Source organism: Niallia taxi (genome assembly GCF_004005475.1).
GTDB classification, from domain to species: Bacteria; Bacillota; Bacilli; order Bacillales; family Cytobacillaceae; genus Niallia; species Niallia taxi.
This window is the reverse complement of the sequence record NZ_RZTZ01000005.1, coordinates 298680-321025: the sequence shown is the minus strand read 5'-3', so window position 1 is coordinate 321025 and position 22346 is coordinate 298680. Positions and strand designations below refer to the sequence as shown.

The following is a 22346-nucleotide window of genomic DNA, read 5'->3' as shown; positions in this document are numbered from 1 at the left end:
ACAAATAAAAAAAGCTGCAATTAGCAGCTTGACTCCCATTCTAAATAAAAATAGTAATCGCAAAAACTATAAGCAATATGATATGCAGCCACACCATGAATTTAATAATGAAGAGCGCCCAGCTTTTCTTCCTCCTGCCGAAATACAGAAGAACTAGAAATAATAATAGACTAAATAAGCCGCGCGTAATCTGGCCGTCTATTAGAATTAGGATGCTGTTTACGATGGAAGCAATGATAAATAGCACTATATATATGTTGTGAATTTTGGTTTTTTTTCTGGCTTCATGTTGAAATTCGTACAATTTCTTCTACCTCTTTTATAATTTAAGACCTATGTTACTGCAACTGTATTTTAGGGAGATAAATTTTTAGGACAAACAAATTCCCCTCAAGCTCTGCCTGCATTTTCCCGTTCATCTTTTCTACTAGTTTTTTGGAAAGATATAATCCTAATCCGCTTGTTTCTGTGTTCGTTCTGCTGGTGATTTCTGTATAAAAAAGGGTAAAAACCTTTTCTATTGCCACTTTACTTTCGTGTTTAATATCATTTTTCACCGTAAAAATAACATAGCTGCTGTCATCCTCATAGCTGATAAGCGCATTGCTGTTTGCATAGCGAAGAATATTCTGAACGATATTTTGGAATACACGGATAAGCAGCAGGCGATCTGCAATAATTTGGCTGTCTATTATTTGTTCAGGAAATTGCAGGTCAATTTTGTTTTCCTCGAATTGCTCGTAAAAGGACAGGAAAACTTCTTCCACCAGGCTACTAAGGGAAATCGAAGCTAAGTTTACTTCCTTCTGATTTGTTTCCACACGAGCTAAATCATAGAAATTATCGGTCATTTCCATCAGGCTTCTAACAGATTGCTCAATAACGGTTAAATAATTGGCCCGCTTCGCTTCATCCTCTGTTGTGTTTAAGAGTTGGACATATCCATGAATGGATGTGAGCGGTGTTCGCAAATCATGAGATAGTCCGGCAATTGTCAGCTTCACATTCTCTTCCATTTGTTTTGCTTGGTGATTATTCCCCTCGAACTCCGTAATCATTTGATTTAACTCATCCACTAAATTCAGCAATGTTTTGTCACGAAAATCAAGAAATAATCTGCTGCCAAACTTAGCGCGAGCAGAAAGCCCCTTAACACCACTTTTCAGTTTTCGTAGCTCTCGCTTCAAGAAATAAAGATAGAGGATAAGTGCTAACACAAGGAATACTAATATCCACTCCCACATCACTCCAACAAGCCTTTCTGTTAATCAAATTTGAAGCCAATGCCCCATACTGTCTTAATATAATTTGTACCATCTCTATTTAGCTTATTGCGCAAGTTGCTGATATGCATATTAATCGTTTTATCACTGTCAAAAAACGGTTCATTCCATACACTTTCGTATATATTGGCACGGCTGAATACTTTCTGCGGATTTTCTAAAAACAACAGCAGGATCGCATATTCCCGCCCAGTGAGATGAATGGCTTGCTCCTTTTTCTTCACTTCACGATTTTCCAAATTCAAGGTGATATCCCCGTAATAAATGTCCTTCCTAATGCTGACAGAAGCCTTTGCCGCATGTCGCAACTGAATATGAATTCGCGCAAGCAGCTCCTTTATGTCAAAAGGCTTTGTAATATAATCATCTGCCCCGCTCGTTAATAAATCTAATTTTGTATGCTGCTCATTTATAGCCGAGATGACAATGACGGGAACCATTGAGCTTTGGCGGATTTCTTGCAGAAATTCTTGTCCATTCATCCCTGGAAGCATTAAGTCAAGCAGCACTAAATCTATTTGCTTTTGTTCAAAAAGTAATTTCCCCTCCGTACCAGAATAGGCACTAAGTGTTTCAAGCTTATGCAAAGCTAATGCTTCTTTTATAAGTGAATGAATTGCCATATCGTCTTCAATAATTAAAATCGTTGCCATCTCTTTTCCCCTACTTTATGTCTGTTCGTTTAAACAGAAGGATTCCTAAAGTTGATGATACCACGATTGTAATCACACTTACTAATACCATATTAGGATATTTTGCGATATCTATTGGTGCGGCAAAATCAGCATAAAACAAGAATGATTCTGTGAACCAAAAGGTAAGCTCCTTAAAATGCTCCGTTTGCTGAAATATGCCTGCGCCAAAGCCTGTTCCCATCGTATAAAGAAAGCTCCAAATAAGAGAAATTCCAGTACTTTTTGTTAAAAAGGTAATGAAAATATAGATAGAAACGTTCGCCAATAGGAGCAGATATAATGTACTAAATGATTTAATCATAAACGAAGTGTAATCACTGATATGCGCAATTTCCCCAAAGCCAAAAACAGTAGAGAAGCCTGCCATACCGAGTCCTGTCATGATGATCACACCAATAAGTGAAAGAGCTGCGGCCATAATCAATTTTGACAGATAATAATGTGTGCGGCTGCGGCCTAATGATAAGGCATTACGAATTGTCCCATTTTGAAATTCTTCACCAATAAAAAAACTAATAAAGGCGCTGATGATGAGCAAAATCGTTAAAGCATTTTTCTCCATCATCAAAATACTTGTTGCTCCATTAACGACTGTATCGATTGCTTGAACAAGCTTTGCCCCATTACTAACATTCCATTTCGTATTTATAACCTGCAGGATCGGAAGCACCGTTAAAATTGCTAATACAACCCATAATTTTTTACTGTGAAGCAGCTTGATTCTTTCCGCTGTTAAAAGATTAAGCATGTGTGGCACCTCCTGTTAATTGCAAGAAATAATCTTCGAGTTTTTGTCTAGTCACACCAATGCGCAAAACATTAATATCCGCTAATACTAATGACCGGTTAATGCTCGCAACAGCCTCTAATTGTTCATAAATGCTAATTTCTGTTCCATTAATGACTGCATAATCTTTTATTCCTAATTCATCTAATATGACAACAGCCTTTTGAACCTCTGTTGTTTCTAGCTCAATGTATTGACGGGTTTTCGTTGCTAGCTCCTCACGGGCAAACTCACTGATGAGCTTGCCTTCATGCAAAATACCATAATGTGTGGCGATTTGGGAGAGTTCATCAAGCAAGTGACTTGAAAGTAACACAGTAATGCCGCGTTCTGTCACTAAACGCTGAATAATTTCACGCATTTCCACTATACCTGACGGATCAAGCCCGTTTGTTGGCTCATCTAAAATAAGAAATTCCGGATTTGTTATAAGTGTAGACGCAATAGCTAACCGCTGCCGCATTCCTAACGAAAAATTCTTCGCCTTCTTTTTGCCAGTATGACTCAGGTTCATTAGTCTTAATAAGTCCTCGACCTCCCGTTCACTGACACCACCATTTGCCGCTTGTACCTTCAAATTATCACGAGCCGTTAATTCTGGGTAAAGTGCAGGCGTTTCAATGGATTGCCCCATTTTCCGTCTTGCAAGCTGCAAGCCCTTCATCCCAGTTTCACCAAACAGCTCCATGTCGCCCTCCTTAATCGTGATTAGCCCCATAATAATCCGCATAAAGGTTGATTTCCCGGCACCGTTCTCCCCAATCATCCCGTAAATCATTCCTCGTTTAATTTCAATTGAAACCTTATCAAGCGCTTTATGCTTGCCATATAATTTTGTAATATTCGTGGCTTTAAGAATTGTTTCTGCCATTGTTAATCGCCCTTTCCGCTATAATGAACTTAGAATAAATGACAGGTTTAAATAATTTATCTAGAAAAGTATAAAGAAAGTATAAAGAAAATGAGTGGAAATAAAAAAATAGGCTGTCGAGTTTCCCGACAGCCTATAGCACTATATAATACAGTGCCCTTTTTTATATTACTTAATTTCGACTTTTTCGTCACCACTAATAGATAAATACCACTTACCTTTAGCATAAGCATCTTTAGAGATTTCATATACTTGTACATCTGTTACCTTAATACCAGGGTTTAGGTCACTTGCGATCTTGGAGTTATCAATATCTGTTTCAATCGAATAGTTAGAAGAGGCGTCAATATCAGCATCGTATTCTGTACCTTTCTCATCCACTAATTTAAATGATGGTGTAGAGAACATGCTAAGTGGCTTGTCAGATACGTTTTTCACTGTCAATTGAACTGCTACGAATACACCGCCATCAGAAACATCTTTATTTACATACTCATTCCCAACATTGTCTTTCTCTTCAACTTTTGTTACAACTACTTCTGCTTTATCGTCAACTGTTACAGTATCATTTACTTTATATATTTTCTCATCAGACTTAGTTTCAGAAGCTTTTCCAGATGCTGGAGCTGCTTTGTCATCTCCGCCCCCACCACCAAGTGAGCTGATTACTGCAATAATGATTATTATTCCAATAAAGGATAAGAATTTGTGTCTCATAAACCAGTTACGTTGGTCCTTACCGCAATTAGGACATTTTTTTACTCCTTTTGCGATTTCTTGATTACATGCCTTACATGGTACTAACTTTGATGCCATTTCTTTGTTTCCCCCTAATAGTTATATGTATGCATACATATAATACTATATCTTATAAAAATTTGGATATTTTTTATGAAAAAAGTTCTAGCCCGCTATAAAAAATAGGTATTTAGTCATGTTTTATTTTTATTAATATGTTAGCATAGTAAAACACTTTTAATGACAGCGAAGAAAACAAATAAAACTCACCCTTGGTTTGGTGAGTTAAATGATCACTTGGTAACGCTTACGAGAAATTAAACATTTTAATGTCCGTTCATATGCTCCTCTTAAGTTAAATTTTGCTCTTACGTAAAAAAACTCTTTACAGAGAATGGATATTATTTAAATCTGTTAATTCAAATATTTTGAGATACAAAAGGAAGAAACGGTTTGTTATTAGAAGCATGAAGCACCTTATCCAATTCTAACTCCACAATTTGATTGTTTTGAACAGCAAGGCAAACACCCGTCCTGCCTTCAAGCAGAGTGTTTACACTTTGCTCTCCAAATTTTATCCCCATAATCCGGTCTGTAACAGATGGTTTACCGCCTCGTTGAATATGACCAAGTACTAATGGATGGACTTTATATTCAGAGTGACTTTCAATTTCGGCTTTAAATTGATCTGCACTAATGGCTCCCTCTGCTAAAATATATATTTGGCTTTTTCCAGCAGACATTTTTATTCCTTTTAGCACTTTCTCTAAATTCCAGTCGTTGTTCGTTCCGATAATGCCGTCAGCGGCAGTTGCCAGTCCTGCCCAGATCGCAATATCAGAGGCTTGCCGTCCCATCACTTCTATCCCGAAAATATGTTTATGGCTTGCTGCTGATGTTTTTACTTTATCAATGGCATCCACCGCATTTTCTACGGCTGTGTGAAAGCCGAGTGTGATATCAGTCAAGGCGATATCATTATCTATCGTGCCAGGAATGGCGGCAACAGGAAAGCCTAATTGCGACAAAGCCCTTGCTCCATGATAACTGCCGTCCCCGCCGATTACAGCTAACCCATCTATTTCATGCTTCTTTAAGATATCGACTGCTTTTGTCTGGATTTCCTTTTCTGCAAATTCGGGAAATCGTTGGGTGCCGAGAATGGTTCCGCCAACATCAATGACCTTAAATAGCTCTGCTTCTGTTAACAGCATAAATTCTTCTTTAATAATGCCAATATAGCCATTTACACAACCGAAAACCTCTATATCATGTCTGGCTGCTGCCTTCACGACTCCAAAAAGGGCAGCATTCATTCCTGGTGCGTCACCGCCGCTCGTAATGACTGCGAGCTTCTTCATTCCCTATTCCTCCGATCCTTGTTAGCATAGAGATTCTTCTTCCATATCTGCAATCATGCCAATTCTTCTTGCATGCCTGCCTCCCTCAAACTCTGCATCTAACCATGCCTTCACGATTTCCTTTGCTAATACACTGCCGACTATTCTGCCGCCAAAGGCTAAAATATTCGTATTGTTATGCTGTTTCGATAGTCTTGCTGTTGCAGGCTCACTGCAGACAACTGCTCGGATTCCTTTAACCTTATTAGCAGCGATTGATATGCCGACACCAGTTCCGCAAATTAAGATACCCGCGTCTACTTTGTTTGCAACAACATCTTCTGTACCATTTTTCCATATTGAGGATAGTCTGTACTTTCCCCTGACTTAGGTGAATACTCTATTACATCATGCCCTAATTCCTGTAAATATTCCGCAATGCTTGGTCTTAAATTATCTCCGCCATGGTCACATCCAATTGCTATTTTCATTGTAATCCCTCCGATATATTTATACAAATAAGTCTAATATCAGTGTGCAAACCAGTCCAATGACAGAAGAAATCGTCGAAAGAACGGTATATGTTCCGAATGTTTCTTTTAATGTCATGCCTGAATATTCCTTTACAATCCAAAATGCAGCATCATTTACATGGGAGCATATTGTACCGCCACAGCCTATTGCTAACGTTACTAGCGCCAAACATTTTGAAGCATCTGTTTACACTGTACTAAACAAGTAGCTCCATTGTACTTTAATTTTCAATAGTAGTATCAAAAACAAAATAAAGCATTCTATTTATTACACAACACTCGTGTACTATTCCACGATATTAATATTCCAATCATTATCAACTAAAGTTATTTTTCGTTAATTTCTAATTTTTTGACATTTATGTTAATATTATATATATATTGATTGTCAAAATAACTTGTTGAGAGGGAATTTGCTTGAATAAACTTAAGGTTTTTTTCATTATTTTGATTACATTATTAATCATTAGTACGGTTGGGTTTATTATTGTTGGTAAATATCAAATTGGTTTTGGAATAGGGTCTTTTGCCATATTAATTATTGGTGGAATAACTAACTATTATTCTGCAAAATCAAATGATTATATATATCAAAATAAACATAAGAGGTAAGGATTAAATTGTTGAAGATGAAGAACAGCATATTTAAAAGAAGTTTAGTCATTATATTACTTATTTCATTAATTATGGCTGCCTTACTGCTTGTTAATAGACAAACCGAAGCTGTAAGCGATACATATAATGAAGATGGGCTTATTGAACAAAGAGAGCTGAACATAAGCGTTAATGATGAAAACAGGAAGTTTGTAATCATTAACAGTGGATTAAGCTCTAATAAAATAAATAAACTTACAGATGAATTAAAAATAGTCTATAAAAAAATGGTGGAGTTAAATGACTCTCCTACTTATACTCCACCAAAGAAAATAATGATCGAGCTTAATAAAAGTAATTTAATTAGCTATGCTCAAAAGAACAAAGTTGTATTATACAACATGTATAGTGATAATTATTTATTAGTACATGAGCTTTCACATACGTTGTTTGGGTTTGGAAACAGCGATAACAATGAGTTTTATGGTAATTATGGTTTTCTTACACAAGAAGGTTTGGCTGTTTTTTTGCAGTTTTATTTAGAACCAGATAAAAGTGTTTTTCCCAATAACTCTGTTAATCCTGATAAGATTGTCAAATATCTTAAGGGGAAACAAGAGGTCATTAGCCTAAGTAAACTGGGTAATCCCGAAACAGCCATGAATTATTTCAGTATTGAAGGTAACACTCAAACGAGTTATGAAACTTGGATTAGTTATGTAGAAGCAGGTTCCTTTATCCAATTCATCATTAATCAATACTCTTTTGAAGAACTATTCAAAATTTATAATACGGAGAATTTGGAAGCCTCTGTTTCCACTGTATTAAACAAGTCTTTGACAGAGCTAGAGGAGGAATGGCTGACCTATATAGATACATCTGTTTCTGATCTTAGTCAACAAGATAAAGATAATATTATTTTTTTTATTTCGTAGAAAATAGGGCTTTAAAGCATCCTTCTGGTAAAAAAACACCAATAAAACCTCAAGTTTATTTGGAATTTTATGTTAAACTATCCATATAGCGTAAATATTATTGGAGGGATTAGTGATGATGCTTTTTGGTCCATTATTAATAGCCTGTATTCCAGGTATATGTATCCTGCTCATTACTTGGTGGCTTAGTAAAAAAAGCGTATCCTTATTTGTAAAGTTGTTACCGGGGCTTACAACAATAGTCATTGCGATTGTGCTGTTCTACATTGGATTTGAGAATATTAGAGGTTTTGAGGGTGCGGCATACGGACTATTTGCCATATTCCTTTTCCTGTTTGCATCATCTTCTTTCGTGTTTGTAAGAAGGCCAAAAGCAACGTAAAAGAGTGGTAGTTTCGCAACTACCACTCTTTCCTTTTTATCGAATATCCTACTTATCAACCAATGCCAACTGGAAGATAATAAGATAAATTATTCGTTATCGTCCCTCCGGCTCGAAGTCCGATGGCTGATGGCTTTCCGTCGAGGAGGAAGCTGCCGACGAGAAGGTTTGCTTCTTGCTTGCCTTTTTCTGTTTTGATTGGTGCTTTTGGATGCTCGACATATTGTTGGTAGACTGGCAGGAAGTCGGTATATGACTGCTGTGGGTCTGCGGTTGATAGTTTGCCGCTACCTTTGTAGATTTCAACAGTGTCTCCTTCTCTGCCAAATGCCGGCTTTTTCACATATGCTGTGTTTCGTTCTATAAATGGATCTGGCTCTAAATAGGTTGGCAAAAAGTAATTTTCTATCCACTGATGCTCTTCTTCTGTAAAGAAGGCGTGCTGTTCCTCATGAAGGCTCCAAATCACTGCTTGAACTGCCTTGTTTTGCAGAAGGAATGCGGACGGAGGATTGATAATGGACAGCTTTCCTTCCTCGACTAACTCTAACAGCCAAATGCCGATTTTATTTTCCTCCTCATCCTCATCAAGGATAAGGTTTTCAATCGGAAAGGTTTGTCTGTACAAAATATCAATCTGATTTCCAGCCACATCAAATAACCCTTTTCCTCTTTCAATTTGCAGCATATGCAGCGGTATGTATGTACCAATTGTCTCTGAGATTTCCAGTAAATATAGTATGGTTTCCTTATCTTCGATGTTGTCATCATGTGCAGTGAAGGCAACAGTTGGACTGGCCTTGCCACTTGTTTTCGCTGCAGCTTGTATCGCGGTGCGAACAGCTTTTCCTAATGCCTCCTCCATGCCTGCATTTGGATTTTCCACATGGAACTCAGCACAAACTTCGGCATTTGTGGAAAACAGCTCCTTAATAAAGGTTGGCGTATCTGCGTTGATTTCAATGCATTTATAGCTGTTGTTATAAGGAATTAAATCTAGCCTTGAAATGACGCTGGCCTGCTCTATCGTTTCAAGGCGCAGGAAGGAAAACACTTCCTCCGGGAAGCCCATTTCCCGAAACGTTCTGTCTGGTACCTCCTTCAAAAGCCTCCATGCCTTGAAGAAAATATGACCAACCCTTTCACTGATAAGACGGATCTTTTCGACCTCTTTTCTTTCTAGCAAGTGCATATCATAAAGGGCATACTCCTCCCCATACAGGTCTGCCCAAAAGCTGTCTATTTGTGAATAGAAGCGCCTTCTGTTCATTATATGGCGATCCATCCTTACTCCTCCTCCAAATCCTTTACGTACAAGACATAAACGCCTCTGTCCTCATCGATTTCTGTTGATGATACCTCCATTTGACCAACATTAGGCACATCAATGATATCCTTCAGTAAATAGCGGATTACCTCAAAATGGCTTGCAATCGGGATATGAGATATTAGCTTATAGTTATCTGCTTCCAGATGGTTCCTGAACTCTATATGAATACCTTGGCCTCTGTAGCTCTTTTCATCGAGAACCGATACATTTCTGCCTCTATCCTCGATAACGAGTATCTCTTCATTGCCATCCATCTCATTGGAAACAAGCTCATATTGCTGTCCTCTTAAGATGAGGTATGTGCATAATTGCCTTGCATAGAGCTCATCAACACCGACATCCCGAACATCATATTCATAAAACGGGTCGTATTGGCCGTTTCCTTTATCAATAAAATACGTCAGTTTCTTCACTTTGCATCTCCTTCATTAATAGGACAGACATTTCGCCACAATCCAGCCAATTGCAAGCGACAATGAAAACAGCATAACACCGACTGCCCGATTATCTTCTTTAATAGCATTGCTGATGCTAAAGCGGATTGTCACAACCTCTGCCAGCACAAATACGATAATTTGCGATACAATTCCGATTGCCCCCCAGATTGCCATATCTATAAGTGAAACAGAATATTCAGCTGCCGCTCCTAATACAATCGCAAGTCCAATCACCTTACCGCCAAGCAACAGTGCTGCACTGACGTTTTTTTCAGCGATAAGCCTCATTTCATTTATTTTTGGTGTACTTAACATAAATAACAGAATACCGATGACAAGCAGCAAGATTGCTACTCCTAAATAAGAACCGAAATTAAGATATAAGTTCACATTTACACTTCCTCTCTAACATTAATTAGCCTCCGTAGCTCTTCTTCCCGCTTCCGAAGCCACTGCTTTTGTTTGTAGAGTCACTACCGCCGCTCACACTCGAACTGGAGCTGCTTGATTGCTGTTGCTTCTTGTAGCTTGTATTTTTCAACAAGGATGACTTGGAATTATAATATTTTCCGCCATAAAAATAATGGCCGTAATAGCGGGAATTGCTGTCCTCACATTCCCAAACGCCATCATCATCATCCCATTCCCAATTTGTACAGTTCGTATCATCTGGTACTGGCGGGATATCACTATTGCTGTTTGAATTGCCTGTCGCTGTTCCACTGCTGCTGCAGCCTGTAATACCAATAAGGACAGCCGTTGATAAAATGCCTGTCATGACTGTTTTTGTTTTTCCCATGCTAATCACCCCACTCTCATGATGTAACTATACGAATGGATCTTCATAAAGATTCTATTTTTGCAAAAAAATAGTCGGTGACCTAAATTTATTCCTTTATAATAGCTTTATAGCAGGGTTTTTAGGAATGGTGTGGAGCGAATGCAGGTGCAAATAATAGTCAATCTTTCGATTCAGGATAATGAAGTCCCAGATTTGCGGGAGGCTGTCGGCTGGGGCAGACGGGACAAGGATTATCCTGCCTTATTTGAAAGATGTAATTTCTGGGCAGGAGCACGGGATGAAACCGGGAAGCTAATCGCTTTCGGCTATGTTTGCGGGATGGGACTTGAGCATGGATATGTCGAGGATATTATTGTTCACCCAAGCAAGCAGAAGCAAGGAATTGGCGTGAAGCTTGTGAAGGCTTTAATTGAAGAGGCAAAAAGCTTTGGATTAGGCATTTTGACAGTTTCCTTTGATGAGTATAATGCCAACTTTTACAGAACAACTGGGTTTACTGTCTCATCAGGTGGCGTGCTTTATTTGGATTGATAACTACTAATAATCCTCCAGCCATTATGGCAGGAGGATTATTTTTCCGATGTTTTCTCTGCTTTCCAATAAACCATGAGCAGCTTGTCCCTCACTTAACGGAAAAGTAGTTATCGGCGGGAGCAGGAGCCGATTTGCTGCCATTAGCTGAAACAGTTCACCAGAACGGCTGATTCTGTCTGCTCTAGTTTGGAGGACATTCCATAAATCTCCTCCTGTTAACGTTTTGCTTGTATCCATGAGCATACGCGGATCAATCAATGGCGGATCTCCTCCAGCCATCCCGTAAAATACGACCGTCCCGCCAGTTTTTGCTGCTTCAAAGCTCTGCATTAACGTTGCCCCAACAGCATCATAAACAACATCTGCGCCTTTATTGTCTGTCAGCTTCTTAACTGAAGCAGTCCAGTCGCCATCATATGTTAGTGTATGATCTGCTCCTGCTTTTTTTGCTGCTGCCACCTTCTCTGATGTCGAAGCGATCGCAATAACTACCGCGCCTTTCAGCTTCGCCAATTGCACAAGCAGCTGCCCAACACCTCCAGCGGCTGAGTGAACAACCACGAAGTCTCCTTGTTTCACATTAAAGCTGTCTGCAGTCAAATACCCGGCTGTTAACCCTTGAAGTAAAACTGCTGCCGCTTCTTCAAAAGTAATATCATTAGGTACAGGAATCGCTTTATCGAAGGGGACTGCCACTAATTCAGCATTTGCGTAAGGAACATCTGCAAAAGCAATGCGGTCACCTATGTTAATATCCTTCACACCAGCACCAATTGCTTCTACAATTCCTGCCCCTTCATAACCTAGAATGTACGGCGGTTCCCCTTCAAGATGGTAATTGCCCTTCCTTCTGTATATATCTGCATAATTTACGCCAATTGCTTTTGTTCGAACGATTATCTCCTGCTCATGGATGAGGGGATCTGGCACCTCCATCAGCTTTAGCACTTCCTTCGGGCCAAATTCCATAAAGCATAATGCCTTCATTTTAAAAACCTCCTTTTCTTGCTCCTTTTATTTTATTATGTCCACATCCTTCACAAAAGCGGAATATATCTATGGTAATCATCGGGAGTTTCGATTTAGGAATTTAAAAAAGGGACTGAATTGACTCCAGTCCCTGTGCTGTTGCAATAAACCTTTATTAAGCTTCAAGCAAATATCTCGACTTCAACAGCCCAGCATGATGGCGCTCATGACCTGCAATAATATAGGCGATAGAGTTGACGGTAAACTCACCATTATTAGCAAATCCTGTTCTTGTCCAAGCATCCTTTGGCAAACCTTTCAGCAAGGCAACAGTAGCTGCTCTCACAATCGTCCATTCTGCCAAAAGATCTGCAATTGTTCTGCTTGAAAAGAAGGACGCTTCCACATACCTTTCATCATCATACCCGGAAAGTGGTGTTTGGTCGCCTCTTGCCATTCGTAAAATGCGGTAATTCATAATTCTTTCCGTATCCATCACATGACCGACAACCTCTAAAACACTCCATTTCCCTTCCGCATATCTAAAGTCAGCCTGCTCCTTTGTTATGCCTGCGAGCAGACTCTTTGTATCCTCAAGCTGACTTTCTATGATTTGAATAATGTCTCCTTCTGGCACTAAGTTAACGTAATTTCGATAGTGCTCTGGATATTCGGTAATTGCTGGTTTCATTCCTGTCACTCCTTTTTTTATCTCTCTTATTTGATTCTGCCTTTTTCCGCTTTTCCCTTCCTGAAAGGAATCTAAATAAAGACACTAATTACAATATAGCTGCCAATATATACAATATATAAAACGGGTAAGCTGATTTTATATTTTTCACACCATGTTTTAAGCTGTACAGTCCAGTTTTACTTTCTAGTTAATACTTGAAAAATAATAAAAACGAGCAAAATGAAAAATACCATTTAAATGCCTTTTTTCATTTTGTTCTGTGAAAACTTTTTAATCATTCTTGTTTATTTCTAAGAGCACGTTACACAACTATTACCAAGAATAGGTTATCCTAGTCTTATTTACTGAGTGGATATAAAAAAACCATTAAGTTGGCAAAGTCCCTGTAATAACTAAAGTATTTAAAGGAAAAAGGTTTATTAAGTTCTTTGGGAACTAACATGGCAGGTTATTTTTAGAAGGAAATGCTCTTTCTACCGTCGAATATCCATGAGTAGATACCCATAATAGTTGATGAATATGTCATCAAAAAACCTATTATTTCGCAATCTTAAGGGGGACAATTATGTCTAATATACCAATTGGACCAGTTATTGAAGGTGTTAAAAAAACAGGGAAATTCGTTAAAGACAACAAAAAAGAGATTGGGGCAATTATAGGTGTTGTAGGTAGTATTGGAGGAGCAGCAAAAAAGTGGAAAAAAGAATCCAAAACAAACGACAAATTGCATCCAAGGCATAATAGTTATTTACATTATAAAACTAAAATACTAACGGAATTGGATAATCAAAATAGGAATGAACTTTTTCAATATATAGATGAAATTGAACAATTTATCCAACAGATAAAAAATGAGGAAAAAAGGGGAATTGGCGTAAAAAAGCCTATACATAAAAAAAGAATTAATAATTGGAATGATATTCTTATTCAAATTAAAAATAAGATGTCTACAAAAGATTATCTTGAATTTATTAAAATTTATAACAACCCAAATTATCAAAGTGAATATTTTAGAAGTTTTGAGGGACATGTAGAGAAATTCAAAAAACTCAATAATGTTGAAAATTATGATGGCCTATTGAAATATATTGCAGAAATAACCAGTAGGAATATTGAAAAAATCAAGAAAGATTTTTTACTAAAAGACTAATATATTACCCGAAATATTAAGCCAACATAGTTAAAATAAAGGACTGAGGGGCTGCTGCATAATCCCTATAATTTGTTAAAAGGGAAATACAATACAGTATAGGCATGCTTCTTATATGAATTTTTTTAAGCTTTCTCTGAGTAGAAAAATGAAAGTTTTAAAAAAGTGCAATGTGCATATTAAAGTAATGGATGCATGAGTTAAAGAAATGATTGCTTCGGCGGTCATTTTTCTTATTGCGTTAAAGGAAGTGTTAGTTAAACAAGACATAGCAATATTAAAACGTTTTTAGTGCAAATCAACACCTAAACTAAATGAAAAATAACTCCTAAAGTGACACCCTATATACTTTCACAAAATAAAAAAGAGGCTTGGACAAAAGTATGTGAATCTACTTAAAATGCGAACTACTTAGTCAACAAATGATTAAATAGTTCAGATTTTCGTGTTTTTTAGTTTTGACACAATGATTAGAAATCTTAGTGGAATGGAGCGGAGGACACTCGACTCCTGCGGGAAATAGAGGAAAGGCTGAGACCCCGCAGGCGTAGACGAGGAGGCTCAGCTTCCTCCCCGCGGAAAGCGAGTGGCTGTAGCGCAACGAAACGAAACGAAACGAACTAATTTTAAACCCATATTCTATTTAATCGTGCTTCATTTTTCAAATTTAGATGTAATTTTATTATTCTTGTTTAGAAAGGTTATCTTTTGTTTTGTCCCAGCCACTTCTTAATTATAGCCTCGTCCACCAAATGGCTGCAGCTCCTCGAGCCACTTTTCCTCAAGCTTGCCTAATTCCTCTTTTTCATTAAAATACGGATCGTCCTTTTTCTTTAAGACTTCCAATACCTCAAAAGTAAACGTATCCTTTCCGAACTGCTTCCACTCTGCAACAAGCTGCTTGTTCATATGCCCGCCGTTTTCCAAGCTGAATTTCACACCGTTTAATGTTTTGAGATTTCGTGTGCTTCCGACAAACAGCTTGCCATTTTCCGTATTTTTAATGAGGTAAATACCTGCCTCGATCGGCGTTTCCTTATAAAGCTGCTTCAATTCCTTTTTTCTGTCCATTTATTTCACCTGCTTGTTTATTTTTTAACCCAATACTCGCTTCCGTCATCTTTTCTGTCGATAAAACCGTACTCAATTAATAATCTGCGGATTAGAACATAATCTTCATAAATTGGCTTCAAAATATCATTTAATGCCTTTTCGCTGTAAGTCTTGTCATTGTCTATATGTTTAATGATTTCTCGCAAAATAATAAGGCGTTGCTTTTCCTTTAGCGGGAATTTCTTCAGCCTTGCCTCCTGCTGGTCCTCAAAATACTTGCGGACTGTTTTCTCCTGCTCTTCCTCTGTGATGTTATAACGGTCATCTACCATTTTTGCTGTCTTGTGGACTGGTATGAAGCTTGGTGCATGATTATCCTTTTCCTTTAACAGCTCCATTAAAGCAAGAAACGTTTTTGCCTGTCTTTCCTTTTCCTTCAACACAAACCGATGATGACGAATCGTCGAGGCACTGCCAATTTCCAGCTCCTTTTGTACTTCCACATCGCTTTTCCCTTGATAAAACAAGCCCAACAGATTGCTTTGATGCTCGGTTAATCCTGTAATTTTCTTATCAAGACCGATTAAATAGGCAAAAACAGATTGATGATTTCTTTCAATATGAAGCTTCATATATCTTTCTGCCTCGTATAACATCTCTTGGTAAGGATAAATAATCCCTTTTTCAATTACTTCACCACATAAAAGGCACACAAAGGCATCCGTTTCCTCTTTATAGCCTTTTTTCAATTCCTCAAGTGATGCATTACTAAAAACATCCTCATTCATAACAAACACTCCAATTAAAAGTTTGTATTTTTATAAACAAAACTTAAATTTGTTTGTTTTTATTTTATGTAATTGTTATGAAAATGTCAACGCCATAAAAAAAAGAATGCGGCTGTCCGCATCCTTCGGTCTATTTTTTTCCTTTGATAGTAATCTCGACGATTTCTGGAGTATTGAATAACCTTTGTGGAATAATACTGTTCCCAAGTCCGCGATTGACAATCATTGCTGTATCATCTTGTTCATATTTCCCTGCTGTATACTTTGGTAAAAAGCCTTGGTCAGGTGCAACCAATCCACCCACAAATGGGAGTCTGACCTGGCCGCCATGAGCATGTCCTGAAAGAACGAGATCAATATTATGTTCAGCATAGATGGAAAAAAGCTCAGGCCGGTGTGACAGCAGCACGACAAAGTCTTGATCATTCACACCCTCTAAGGTTTTTGCCAGCTCTGTCTCAACAGTTACTGCACTTGCTTCATTGCTAATTGCTGGGTCAGCAATACCTGCGAGGAGAAATGTTGTTCCATTCAATTGGAGCTTCTCCCTCTGATTATGTAAAATGGTGACACCAGTTGGCTTGATAATCTTCTCCAATTGGTCATATTTCCCTGACCAATATTCATGATTACCTGTGACATAATAGGTTGGCGCTATTTCCTTAAGCTGCTTCAGCAAGGAAAGTACTGTCTTTTCATCATATTTATCCTTATCAATAATATCACCAGTAAAGGCAATGATATCAGGACTTAATGCTTGTACTTTAGTAACTAGACGATGCTGATTTTCACCGAATTCCTTACTATGCAAATCGGATAATTGAATAATTTTTAAGCCATCACCAGTTATTTCATGTGATGTAATGGTAAATCTGCTTATGGAAAGCCAGTTATTTTGAAAATAGGAAAAAACAACGGCGCAAAGAAGAAGAAGAGTTATGATGAACAGTATCTTTTTTTTCATTTATGTTTCTTGCTGGCGCTGCTGCCATTCTACATCAAAACCGCCACGCAAGCCGTTCCCTTTCAATACAATTGTATATGTTCCTGTCTTCTTGATATGAAGCTTCAGCTCCCTACTTTCTTCCTCTAATTGTGAAAGGGTTCTGTTTTGACCATCAACAATATAATAGCTGTATCCACCGCCATTTTCATTTTGCACCTGTACTTTCACAAGCAATTCCTCCCCTGCCTTTGCTTCAACTGGTATTTCCTTTTCCCCATTAAAATATAAAAAGTAAGCAGAATAGGAATTTTGGCCAACAACTTCATTCCATTCCTTTTTTACTGTTGTATCTGGAAGAAGAATTAGAAAAAGCAGAAAAAGCAGCGGAATAACACAAAAGCTTGCTTTAAATATCTTGATGTTCTTAGCCAAGTATTTCCCAAAATAAAGAAGCAAGGTACAAATCGCACCATACAACCCTGCAAGAGCAATGGTATGTGTTTGCTGAAGAAGCAGAAAAAACACACCGAATACAACTATATATACAGGCAGCTTCCAGCTCGGACGGCTGGAAATAATCTGACCAATCAACAAGGAACAGAGAGTCCCACAGCACCAAAAAACAACCCAATAGGCTAAATTAGTAGTAAACGCATACATATTTCTGTCCAAAAATAGGATTATCCCCATATAAACAACAACTAAAAAACCGGCACCAGCAATATCACTAAGCAAGAAAGCCCTTCTTCGTTTACCTTGAACGGTTTCCATCATGATCCTCCTCTGCTACAATACCTGTATTTTATCAGAAGAGCAGGTGTTTGTTCCAATTTTTTCTATTTTACTAGTTTGTTATTGGGTTTATATGGATAATGATTATGAGGTTTTACTAGTTTCATTAAGAATAATAGAAAGCAAAAAAACATAACTAGACTATACGCTGTTTTATTGGATTCAAGCTGTTATAATTGGTTTTCTTTTATCGCAGTAACTCGCTAGAGTGACTCTTTTCCATAACAAAAAACGTCACCTCTTCGCCAGCAAACATATATGTCTTCCGGAAACCAGCCCTTTCATAAAGAGTAATAGCCCGCTCATTAAAATCAGCAACCGTTAATCGGATAGACTTACTCCCTTTTATCTGCTCCAAAACAAACTGAATATAGCTTTCACCATTTCCTTTGCCAGTCAGTTCAGGCTTCATCCCTAAACCAATGTCTAAGCAGTCCTCCTGATAAGCGCCGAAAAGATAGCCTAAAGGCACTTGTGCAGCATAACCAATGCAATAAAAGCCGACCAAGTTTCCATCATCATTCAGAACGGCAAAATAAGGTTCCTCAAGTAGCTCCTTCATTGACTCTTCTTTATTATTATCGTTGTAAAAGTCATACGGAGGCTCATACCTCCAGTCGAGAATTACCTCCGCCCAAGCTTTTGTCATTTTAATAGCTTTCATCTTATTTCTGAATTCCCTTCTAAATCGCTTATTTAAAAGCCTTATACCTTCACAATTCTCAGCATCGTATCAGCATTTCTCTGAAATTCATACCCAACCTTTCGCTCTTCTGCTTTATGACCCTTTGCTGCTAAGCGACTAATCACTTCATCTAAATATGCATATCTGTTTCCATCTAAATCAACTGTCGGGAAGATGCGAATTTCTGTTTTAGCGACTCTGAGGAGTTCGTCAATTACAGCAAAATGAAAATCCTTGTCGAGCCTGTCTGCATAGGTAAATAAAAAGTGAGCTGACAGCACAATATCAAATTCCTCTGCTGCAAATGGCAGTGAGGGCAAGGTACACGCTAAATATCTTGCAGGGTTATTTGCTCTGTCCTTATAACAAGCAGTCAGCGCCTCTTTTCGACTTGCTTTCAAGCCGCTAATATCTTGAAAGTAGTTCCAAACATAGTGGTCCTTGACCTTCTCAAGGGAATCGACAGTATGCTTTATGTCTTCAAGTCCTTTTTCATACAGGTCTTGATTCTGATGATAGTAGGCAATGTCTGCCGCCATGATATTAAGACCATGCACTGCCCCTTCTGCTGTAAAGGAACAAGCACCTGCAGGACAATCTAAAATTTTTTTACCCTTCAAATCGTTTAGCTTCAATGAGAACATATCCATGTATTCTTTAAAAGTTCTGCCGATAAAGATAATTCTCTCTAAGGATAGTCCTTCCTTTGCCACTACAGCATCACCTCTATCATTATATTCTTCCAGACATTTTTAACATTTTATTATTTTAAAATAGTTTTATGCTTTCGCCATAACAGGATGCTTAACACCTTCTGGATAGATACTTTCCCCAGTCACTTTCACAAAAAGGACATCATCCGTTTCAGCAGCCTTTCTGCTTAATAAGCCGCTTAAATTCTCTGGAGTAAAATGAAGGATGATTTCTGTCGTTCCCGAAGCTGTAATTTTCACAAGCAGCTTCTCGATATCTACAGCATAGCTTGCGATAACGTCATACAGATGAAGCTTGTTTCCATCCTTCTCACAGATGATAATCACTTCCTCCTCTTCTAAAAGGTATATATTATCATGAAATACATTTAAGCAATAAAAAAGCAAAATACCACTCGTTTGCTCTGTTGAAAAGACTTGTGACAAGGATTTACGCTTTATTGCAAAATCCAGAATAAATTGTAGGTCTCTCAAGTCTTTTCCATCCAGCTTTCGCATCTTGCCAGGCAATGCGCCTGCATTATCACTATAAATAAAGTACTCTGCCTCCTCTACTCTATTGAAACCAAACTTAGGATAAAACTCCAACACCTTATGATTGGCAAAAAGATAAAACAGATCTACTTTATTCTCGAACTCCGCAAGTACCTTTTCCAAAAGAGAGCGTGCAAGCCCTCTGTCTCTATAGTCTTGATGTGTCATGACCGTACCGATTTGTACAGCCTTTTTAAGCTTTCCTGCCACAATTAAATCAACGAGATTAACTGATACATTCGCAACGATCTGTCCATTATCACAAAAGGAATAGGGAATATAACGTTCATTCCAAAAGCCCTTTACATACCAATCTTCAAAGCTTATTCCAAAAATATTAACCGCAAGCTCTGAAAAGCTTTTCCGCAAACTGTCATTCTGTTTATAATCTTTAACGAAGAACAATTCTTGCATAAGGCTCCTCCTTGATTATCTTGTCATCACTCGCTAACAGCAGCGCTCTCATGCTTTTAAGCGTTTGGGTGGAGATGCCGCATGCTGTCTGCAGATAATTTCCAATTGTTCCATAATCTTTAATAATTGCTTCATATACGGGCTGCAAATATTCACGCCGAACCTCAAGGACTGGTCTGAGACGGGCAGATGACACCCTAAAAAGGCTGATCCAGCGCAACATATTCTCCAGTTTCTTCATCTTTGGACCAATCAGGTTATTGGAATGGAGATAATCAGCCATTACCTCTTCATAATTTATGCCAATTGCCAGCTGCAGCATTGCTGACATAAAGCCAGTACGGTCCTTTCCGCCAGTGCAATGAATTAATATCGGATAGTTTTCACGATGTGCTAATAGCTCAATCATTTGCTTGAGCTCCTGATTACATTGAAAGGCCATATATTTATACATGTCATGCATAATATCCTCAAAGTTAATATCCTTTGTTCCCATAACAAGAAATCTAAAAAACTCTTTGCGGGTAAACTCCCTGCTTTTATCGTTCATGGAAAGTGTGATCACATTTATTCCATGCTTTTCATTAAGCCTGCTTACCTTCGACTTTCGTTCTGCATCCGATCTTAAATCACAAATGGTTTTTATTCCTAAACGCTTTATTTTGTTTATATCTTCCTTCGACAGCTTAGATAGTTCCTCAGACCGAAAAACGAGTCCAAGCCCCATCTTTTCACCGTTATAACCGCTCCGCCCGCCAACATCCCGAAAGTTGGCAAGCCTGTCAAACTGTAGCTCCAAACTATTATTCTGTAAATGCTTCATCCTGCCTCTCTCCTCCAAATAATCCATATACCACCGCTGCATTCATCACTAGGTAACAGTAAAATCCAGTTGGAATAACCTTTTCCTATTTATTAAAATTGTCATCCTTCATTCTCCTTTTAGAGTTAAATTTCACCCTTTAAATTAATGGGTTGTACAAAGCATATCCATTATATGACTGAATGTACAGAAAAAGTAATAACTCCATCGGAAAACGCTACCATACAAACGTATACTATTATTCTTGAATAATAATACTTGCGTGTGAATTGGAAATTCATATAGGTAGTTCTCTTTTATGAGGATATATTGCATGTTGGAATTATTTGCACCAGTTCTTAAATATCAATCTATCAAACATACGTGGTATATTATTAGAAAGAGAAGTTTTTGTGAGGAGTGATACGATGGATTTTATTGCGATAGATTTTGAGATTGCGAATGAAGAAATGGACAGTGCCTGCTCGATCGGACTTGCTTATGTTGAAAACAATCAGGTGGTAAAGACAGATTATTATCTTATTAAGCCGCCTGTGTTAAGATTTAACGAAAGATTTGTCGCTGTTCACGGGATAACAGCAGATGATGTACGGGAAGAACCAACCTTTGATCAAGTTTGGGAAAAGCTGAAGGACAAGCTGGAGAACCAGCTCCTGATTGCACATAATGCCCAATTTGATATGAGTGTCTTGCATAGCTGTTTGGTGAAATACGGTCTTCCGATACCAACACTTCGTTATGCTGACAGCATTTCAATAAGCACGGCAGCGTGCAGAGGGGAAGGGATACGCCAATCCTTAAAGGCTCGCACTGCTAGATTTGGTGTCAAACTGGAGGATCACCACAATGCGGGAGCTGATGCGATAGCTTGTGCTGAATTAGTTATCGCAAGTATTAAAGCGATGGACGAGTCTTGTCTTGCTGATTATTTTAAGACAAATAAGCGCATCGCAGTTAAGCTATTTACAGAATTAAAGCCGCAAATCTCCTTCAGCAAAAGAAGACCAGCACCAAAAACAACGAAAAAGTTCCATTCTGTGTCTATTTCTGAAATTGCAGCAACTACCGAAACCTTTGATGAGTCACATGCATTGTTTGGTAAAAATGTTGTTTTCACAGGAGATTTAGCAACATTGGACAGAAAAGCAGCGATGCAAAAAGTAGTGGACGCAGGCGGTCTTGTTAAAAGCGGTGTTAGCGGAAAAACGAACTATCTTGTCGTTGGTGTTCAAGACAAGCAGCTTGTCGGTGCCACAGGCATCAGCACAAAGGAGAAGAAAGCTTACGAGCTAAAAGAAAAGGGACAGGATATTGAGGTCGTTAACGAAGAACAGTTCCTGCGCTTGCTTCACGATAACAGCTGAGCTTGAAACTAGGATATAAATAAATCCTGAATGAGGCTAGAACACAAATACGAAATTAAACCCGAACAAGTATTAAACGCTTCATACTTGTTCGGGTTTTTTGTTATCGAGGTGTGGAGAACGCGAGCATGGAGACGGACCCTTTCTAACATTGAAAATT

27 protein-coding genes and 1 pseudogene are annotated in these 22346 nt (G+C 38.2%); 6 read left to right on the top strand and 22 right to left on the bottom strand.

Going from position 1 to position 22346, the window contains the following annotated elements; translation table 11 throughout:
* Positions 1–338 precede the first annotated feature (338 nt).
* The 8 genes and pseudogenes from EM808_RS15320 to EM808_RS15285 all read right to left on the bottom strand — a co-directional run bounded on the left by EM808_RS15320 (position 339) and on the right by EM808_RS15285 (position 6416).
* Positions 339–1244 (bottom strand): sensor histidine kinase, encoded by a 906-nt coding sequence (locus EM808_RS15320; RefSeq protein WP_127739068.1) that lies wholly within the window; start codon positions 1242–1244, stop codon positions 339–341.
* A gap of 20 nt (positions 1245–1264) precedes the next feature.
* Entirely contained in the window at positions 1265–1936 is a 672-nt protein-coding gene (locus tag EM808_RS15315) for a response regulator transcription factor (protein ID WP_127739067.1), read from the bottom strand.
* 10 nt (positions 1937–1946) lie between these two features.
* Positions 1947–2726 (bottom strand): ABC transporter permease, encoded by a 780-nt coding sequence (locus EM808_RS15310; protein WP_127739066.1) that lies wholly within the window; start codon positions 2724–2726, stop codon positions 1947–1949.
* Positions 2719–3636, bottom strand: a complete 918-nt coding sequence (locus EM808_RS15305) for an ATP-binding cassette domain-containing protein (protein ID WP_127739065.1) — start codon at positions 3634–3636, stop codon at positions 2719–2721. Before EM808_RS15305 ends, EM808_RS15310 begins: the two co-directional genes overlap by 8 nt.
* A 168-nt stretch (positions 3637–3804) precedes the next feature.
* Entirely contained in the window at positions 3805–4452 is a 648-nt protein-coding gene (locus tag EM808_RS15300; protein WP_127739064.1) for a DUF4352 domain-containing protein, read from the bottom strand.
* A gap of 341 nt (positions 4453–4793) precedes the next feature.
* Entirely contained in the window at positions 4794–5735 is a 942-nt protein-coding gene (locus tag EM808_RS15295) for an ATP-dependent 6-phosphofructokinase (RefSeq protein WP_127739063.1), read from the bottom strand.
* A 21-nt stretch (positions 5736–5756) separates the two neighbouring features.
* A pseudogene (gene rpiB, locus EM808_RS15290) lies at positions 5757–6205 on the bottom strand (ribose 5-phosphate isomerase B).
* 19 nt (positions 6206–6224) lie between these two features.
* Positions 6225–6416 carry a GntT/GntP/DsdX family permease gene (locus tag EM808_RS15285; protein ID WP_127739062.1) on the bottom strand — a complete coding sequence of 64 codons (192 nt, stop codon included), beginning with the start codon at positions 6414–6416 and terminating at the stop codon, positions 6225–6227.
* 248 nt (positions 6417–6664) lie between these two features.
* Here EM808_RS15285 and EM808_RS15280 point away from each other — a divergent pair, with 248 nt between their 5' ends.
* From EM808_RS15280 to EM808_RS15270, 3 genes are all read left to right on the top strand, one after another.
* A complete protein-coding gene (locus tag EM808_RS15280; RefSeq protein WP_127739061.1) occupies positions 6665–6859 on the top strand; it encodes a hypothetical protein in 195 nt (64 codons plus the stop codon).
* 17 nt (positions 6860–6876) lie between these two features.
* A complete protein-coding gene (locus EM808_RS15275; RefSeq protein WP_164849671.1) occupies positions 6877–7776 on the top strand; it encodes a gluzincin family metallopeptidase in 900 nt (299 codons plus the stop codon).
* 115 nt (positions 7777–7891) lie between these two features.
* Positions 7892–8158, top strand: a complete 267-nt coding sequence (locus EM808_RS15270; protein ID WP_127739059.1) for a hypothetical protein — start codon at positions 7892–7894, stop codon at positions 8156–8158.
* Positions 8159–8213: 55 nt separating this feature from the next.
* Here EM808_RS15270 and EM808_RS15265 read toward each other — a convergent pair whose 3' ends face one another.
* The 4 genes from EM808_RS15265 to EM808_RS15250 are packed head-to-tail and all read right to left on the bottom strand — an operon-like array spanning position 8214 to position 10724.
* Positions 8214–9443, bottom strand: coding sequence for a glutathionylspermidine synthase family protein (locus EM808_RS15265; RefSeq protein ID WP_127739058.1), 1230 nt, complete (start codon positions 9441–9443; stop codon positions 8214–8216).
* 2 nt (positions 9444–9445) lie between these two features.
* Entirely contained in the window at positions 9446–9901 is a 456-nt protein-coding gene (locus tag EM808_RS15260; RefSeq protein WP_127739057.1) for an RNA helicase, read from the bottom strand.
* Between the two features lie 15 nt (positions 9902–9916).
* Positions 9917–10315, bottom strand: coding sequence for a DUF350 domain-containing protein (locus tag EM808_RS15255; protein ID WP_127739056.1), 399 nt, complete (start codon positions 10313–10315; stop codon positions 9917–9919).
* A gap of 25 nt (positions 10316–10340) precedes the next feature.
* Positions 10341–10724 (bottom strand): aminotransferase yhxA, encoded by a 384-nt coding sequence (locus EM808_RS15250; protein ID WP_235856622.1) that lies wholly within the window; start codon positions 10722–10724, stop codon positions 10341–10343.
* A gap of 141 nt (positions 10725–10865) precedes the next feature.
* Here EM808_RS15250 and EM808_RS15245 point away from each other — a divergent pair, with 141 nt between their 5' ends.
* Positions 10866–11258 (top strand): GNAT family N-acetyltransferase, encoded by a 393-nt coding sequence (locus EM808_RS15245; RefSeq protein ID WP_127739055.1) that lies wholly within the window; start codon positions 10866–10868, stop codon positions 11256–11258.
* Positions 11259–11282: 24 nt separating this feature from the next.
* On the opposite strand, the gene EM808_RS15240 is transcribed toward EM808_RS15245, so the two are convergent.
* The gene (locus tag EM808_RS15240; RefSeq protein WP_127739054.1) at positions 11283–12248 is read right to left on the bottom strand and encodes a quinone oxidoreductase family protein; all 966 of its coding nucleotides are present in this window, start codon (positions 12246–12248) and stop codon (positions 11283–11285) included.
* 157 nt (positions 12249–12405) lie between these two features.
* Positions 12406–12921, bottom strand: a complete 516-nt coding sequence (locus EM808_RS15235; RefSeq protein WP_127739053.1) for a DinB family protein — start codon at positions 12919–12921, stop codon at positions 12406–12408.
* A gap of 568 nt (positions 12922–13489) precedes the next feature.
* Here EM808_RS15235 and EM808_RS15230 point away from each other — a divergent pair.
* Complete coding sequence (locus EM808_RS15230) at positions 13490–14074, top strand: hypothetical protein (protein WP_127739052.1); 585 nt, start codon at positions 13490–13492, stop codon at positions 14072–14074.
* A gap of 729 nt (positions 14075–14803) precedes the next feature.
* On the opposite strand, the gene EM808_RS15225 is transcribed toward EM808_RS15230, so the two are convergent.
* From EM808_RS15225 to EM808_RS15190, 8 genes are all read right to left on the bottom strand, one after another.
* The gene (locus EM808_RS15225; protein WP_127739051.1) at positions 14804–15145 is read right to left on the bottom strand and encodes a GIY-YIG nuclease family protein; all 342 of its coding nucleotides are present in this window, start codon (positions 15143–15145) and stop codon (positions 14804–14806) included.
* A gap of 17 nt (positions 15146–15162) precedes the next feature.
* Positions 15163–15915, bottom strand: coding sequence for a DUF2087 domain-containing protein (locus EM808_RS15220; protein ID WP_127739050.1), 753 nt, complete (start codon positions 15913–15915; stop codon positions 15163–15165).
* A gap of 130 nt (positions 15916–16045) precedes the next feature.
* Positions 16046–16879 carry a metallophosphoesterase gene (locus tag EM808_RS15215; protein ID WP_127739049.1) on the bottom strand — a complete coding sequence of 278 codons (834 nt, stop codon included), beginning with the start codon at positions 16877–16879 and terminating at the stop codon, positions 16046–16048.
* Positions 16880–17632 carry a hypothetical protein gene (locus EM808_RS15210; protein WP_127739048.1) on the bottom strand — a complete coding sequence of 251 codons (753 nt, stop codon included), beginning with the start codon at positions 17630–17632 and terminating at the stop codon, positions 16880–16882.
* Between the two features lie 208 nt (positions 17633–17840).
* Entirely contained in the window at positions 17841–18317 is a 477-nt protein-coding gene (locus EM808_RS15205) for a GNAT family N-acetyltransferase (RefSeq protein ID WP_235856621.1), read from the bottom strand.
* A gap of 41 nt (positions 18318–18358) precedes the next feature.
* Positions 18359–18988, bottom strand: a complete 630-nt coding sequence (locus EM808_RS15200) for a class I SAM-dependent methyltransferase (RefSeq protein WP_225314755.1) — start codon at positions 18986–18988, stop codon at positions 18359–18361.
* A 129-nt stretch (positions 18989–19117) separates the two neighbouring features.
* Positions 19118–19999: a GNAT family N-acetyltransferase gene (locus tag EM808_RS15195; RefSeq protein ID WP_127739046.1), complete on the bottom strand. Its 882-nt coding sequence runs from the start codon at positions 19997–19999 to the stop codon at positions 19118–19120.
* Positions 19977–20822, bottom strand: a complete 846-nt coding sequence (locus tag EM808_RS15190) for a tyrosine-protein phosphatase (RefSeq protein WP_127739045.1) — start codon at positions 20820–20822, stop codon at positions 19977–19979. The genes EM808_RS15195 and EM808_RS15190 overlap by 23 nt, the downstream gene beginning before the upstream one ends.
* 407 nt (positions 20823–21229) lie before the next feature.
* Between EM808_RS15190 and EM808_RS15185 the strand changes: the two genes are divergently transcribed.
* On the top strand, positions 21230–22186 hold the full coding sequence (locus EM808_RS15185; RefSeq protein WP_127739044.1) for an exonuclease domain-containing protein: 957 nt from the start codon (positions 21230–21232) through the stop codon (positions 22184–22186).
* Positions 22187–22346 lie beyond the last annotated feature (160 nt).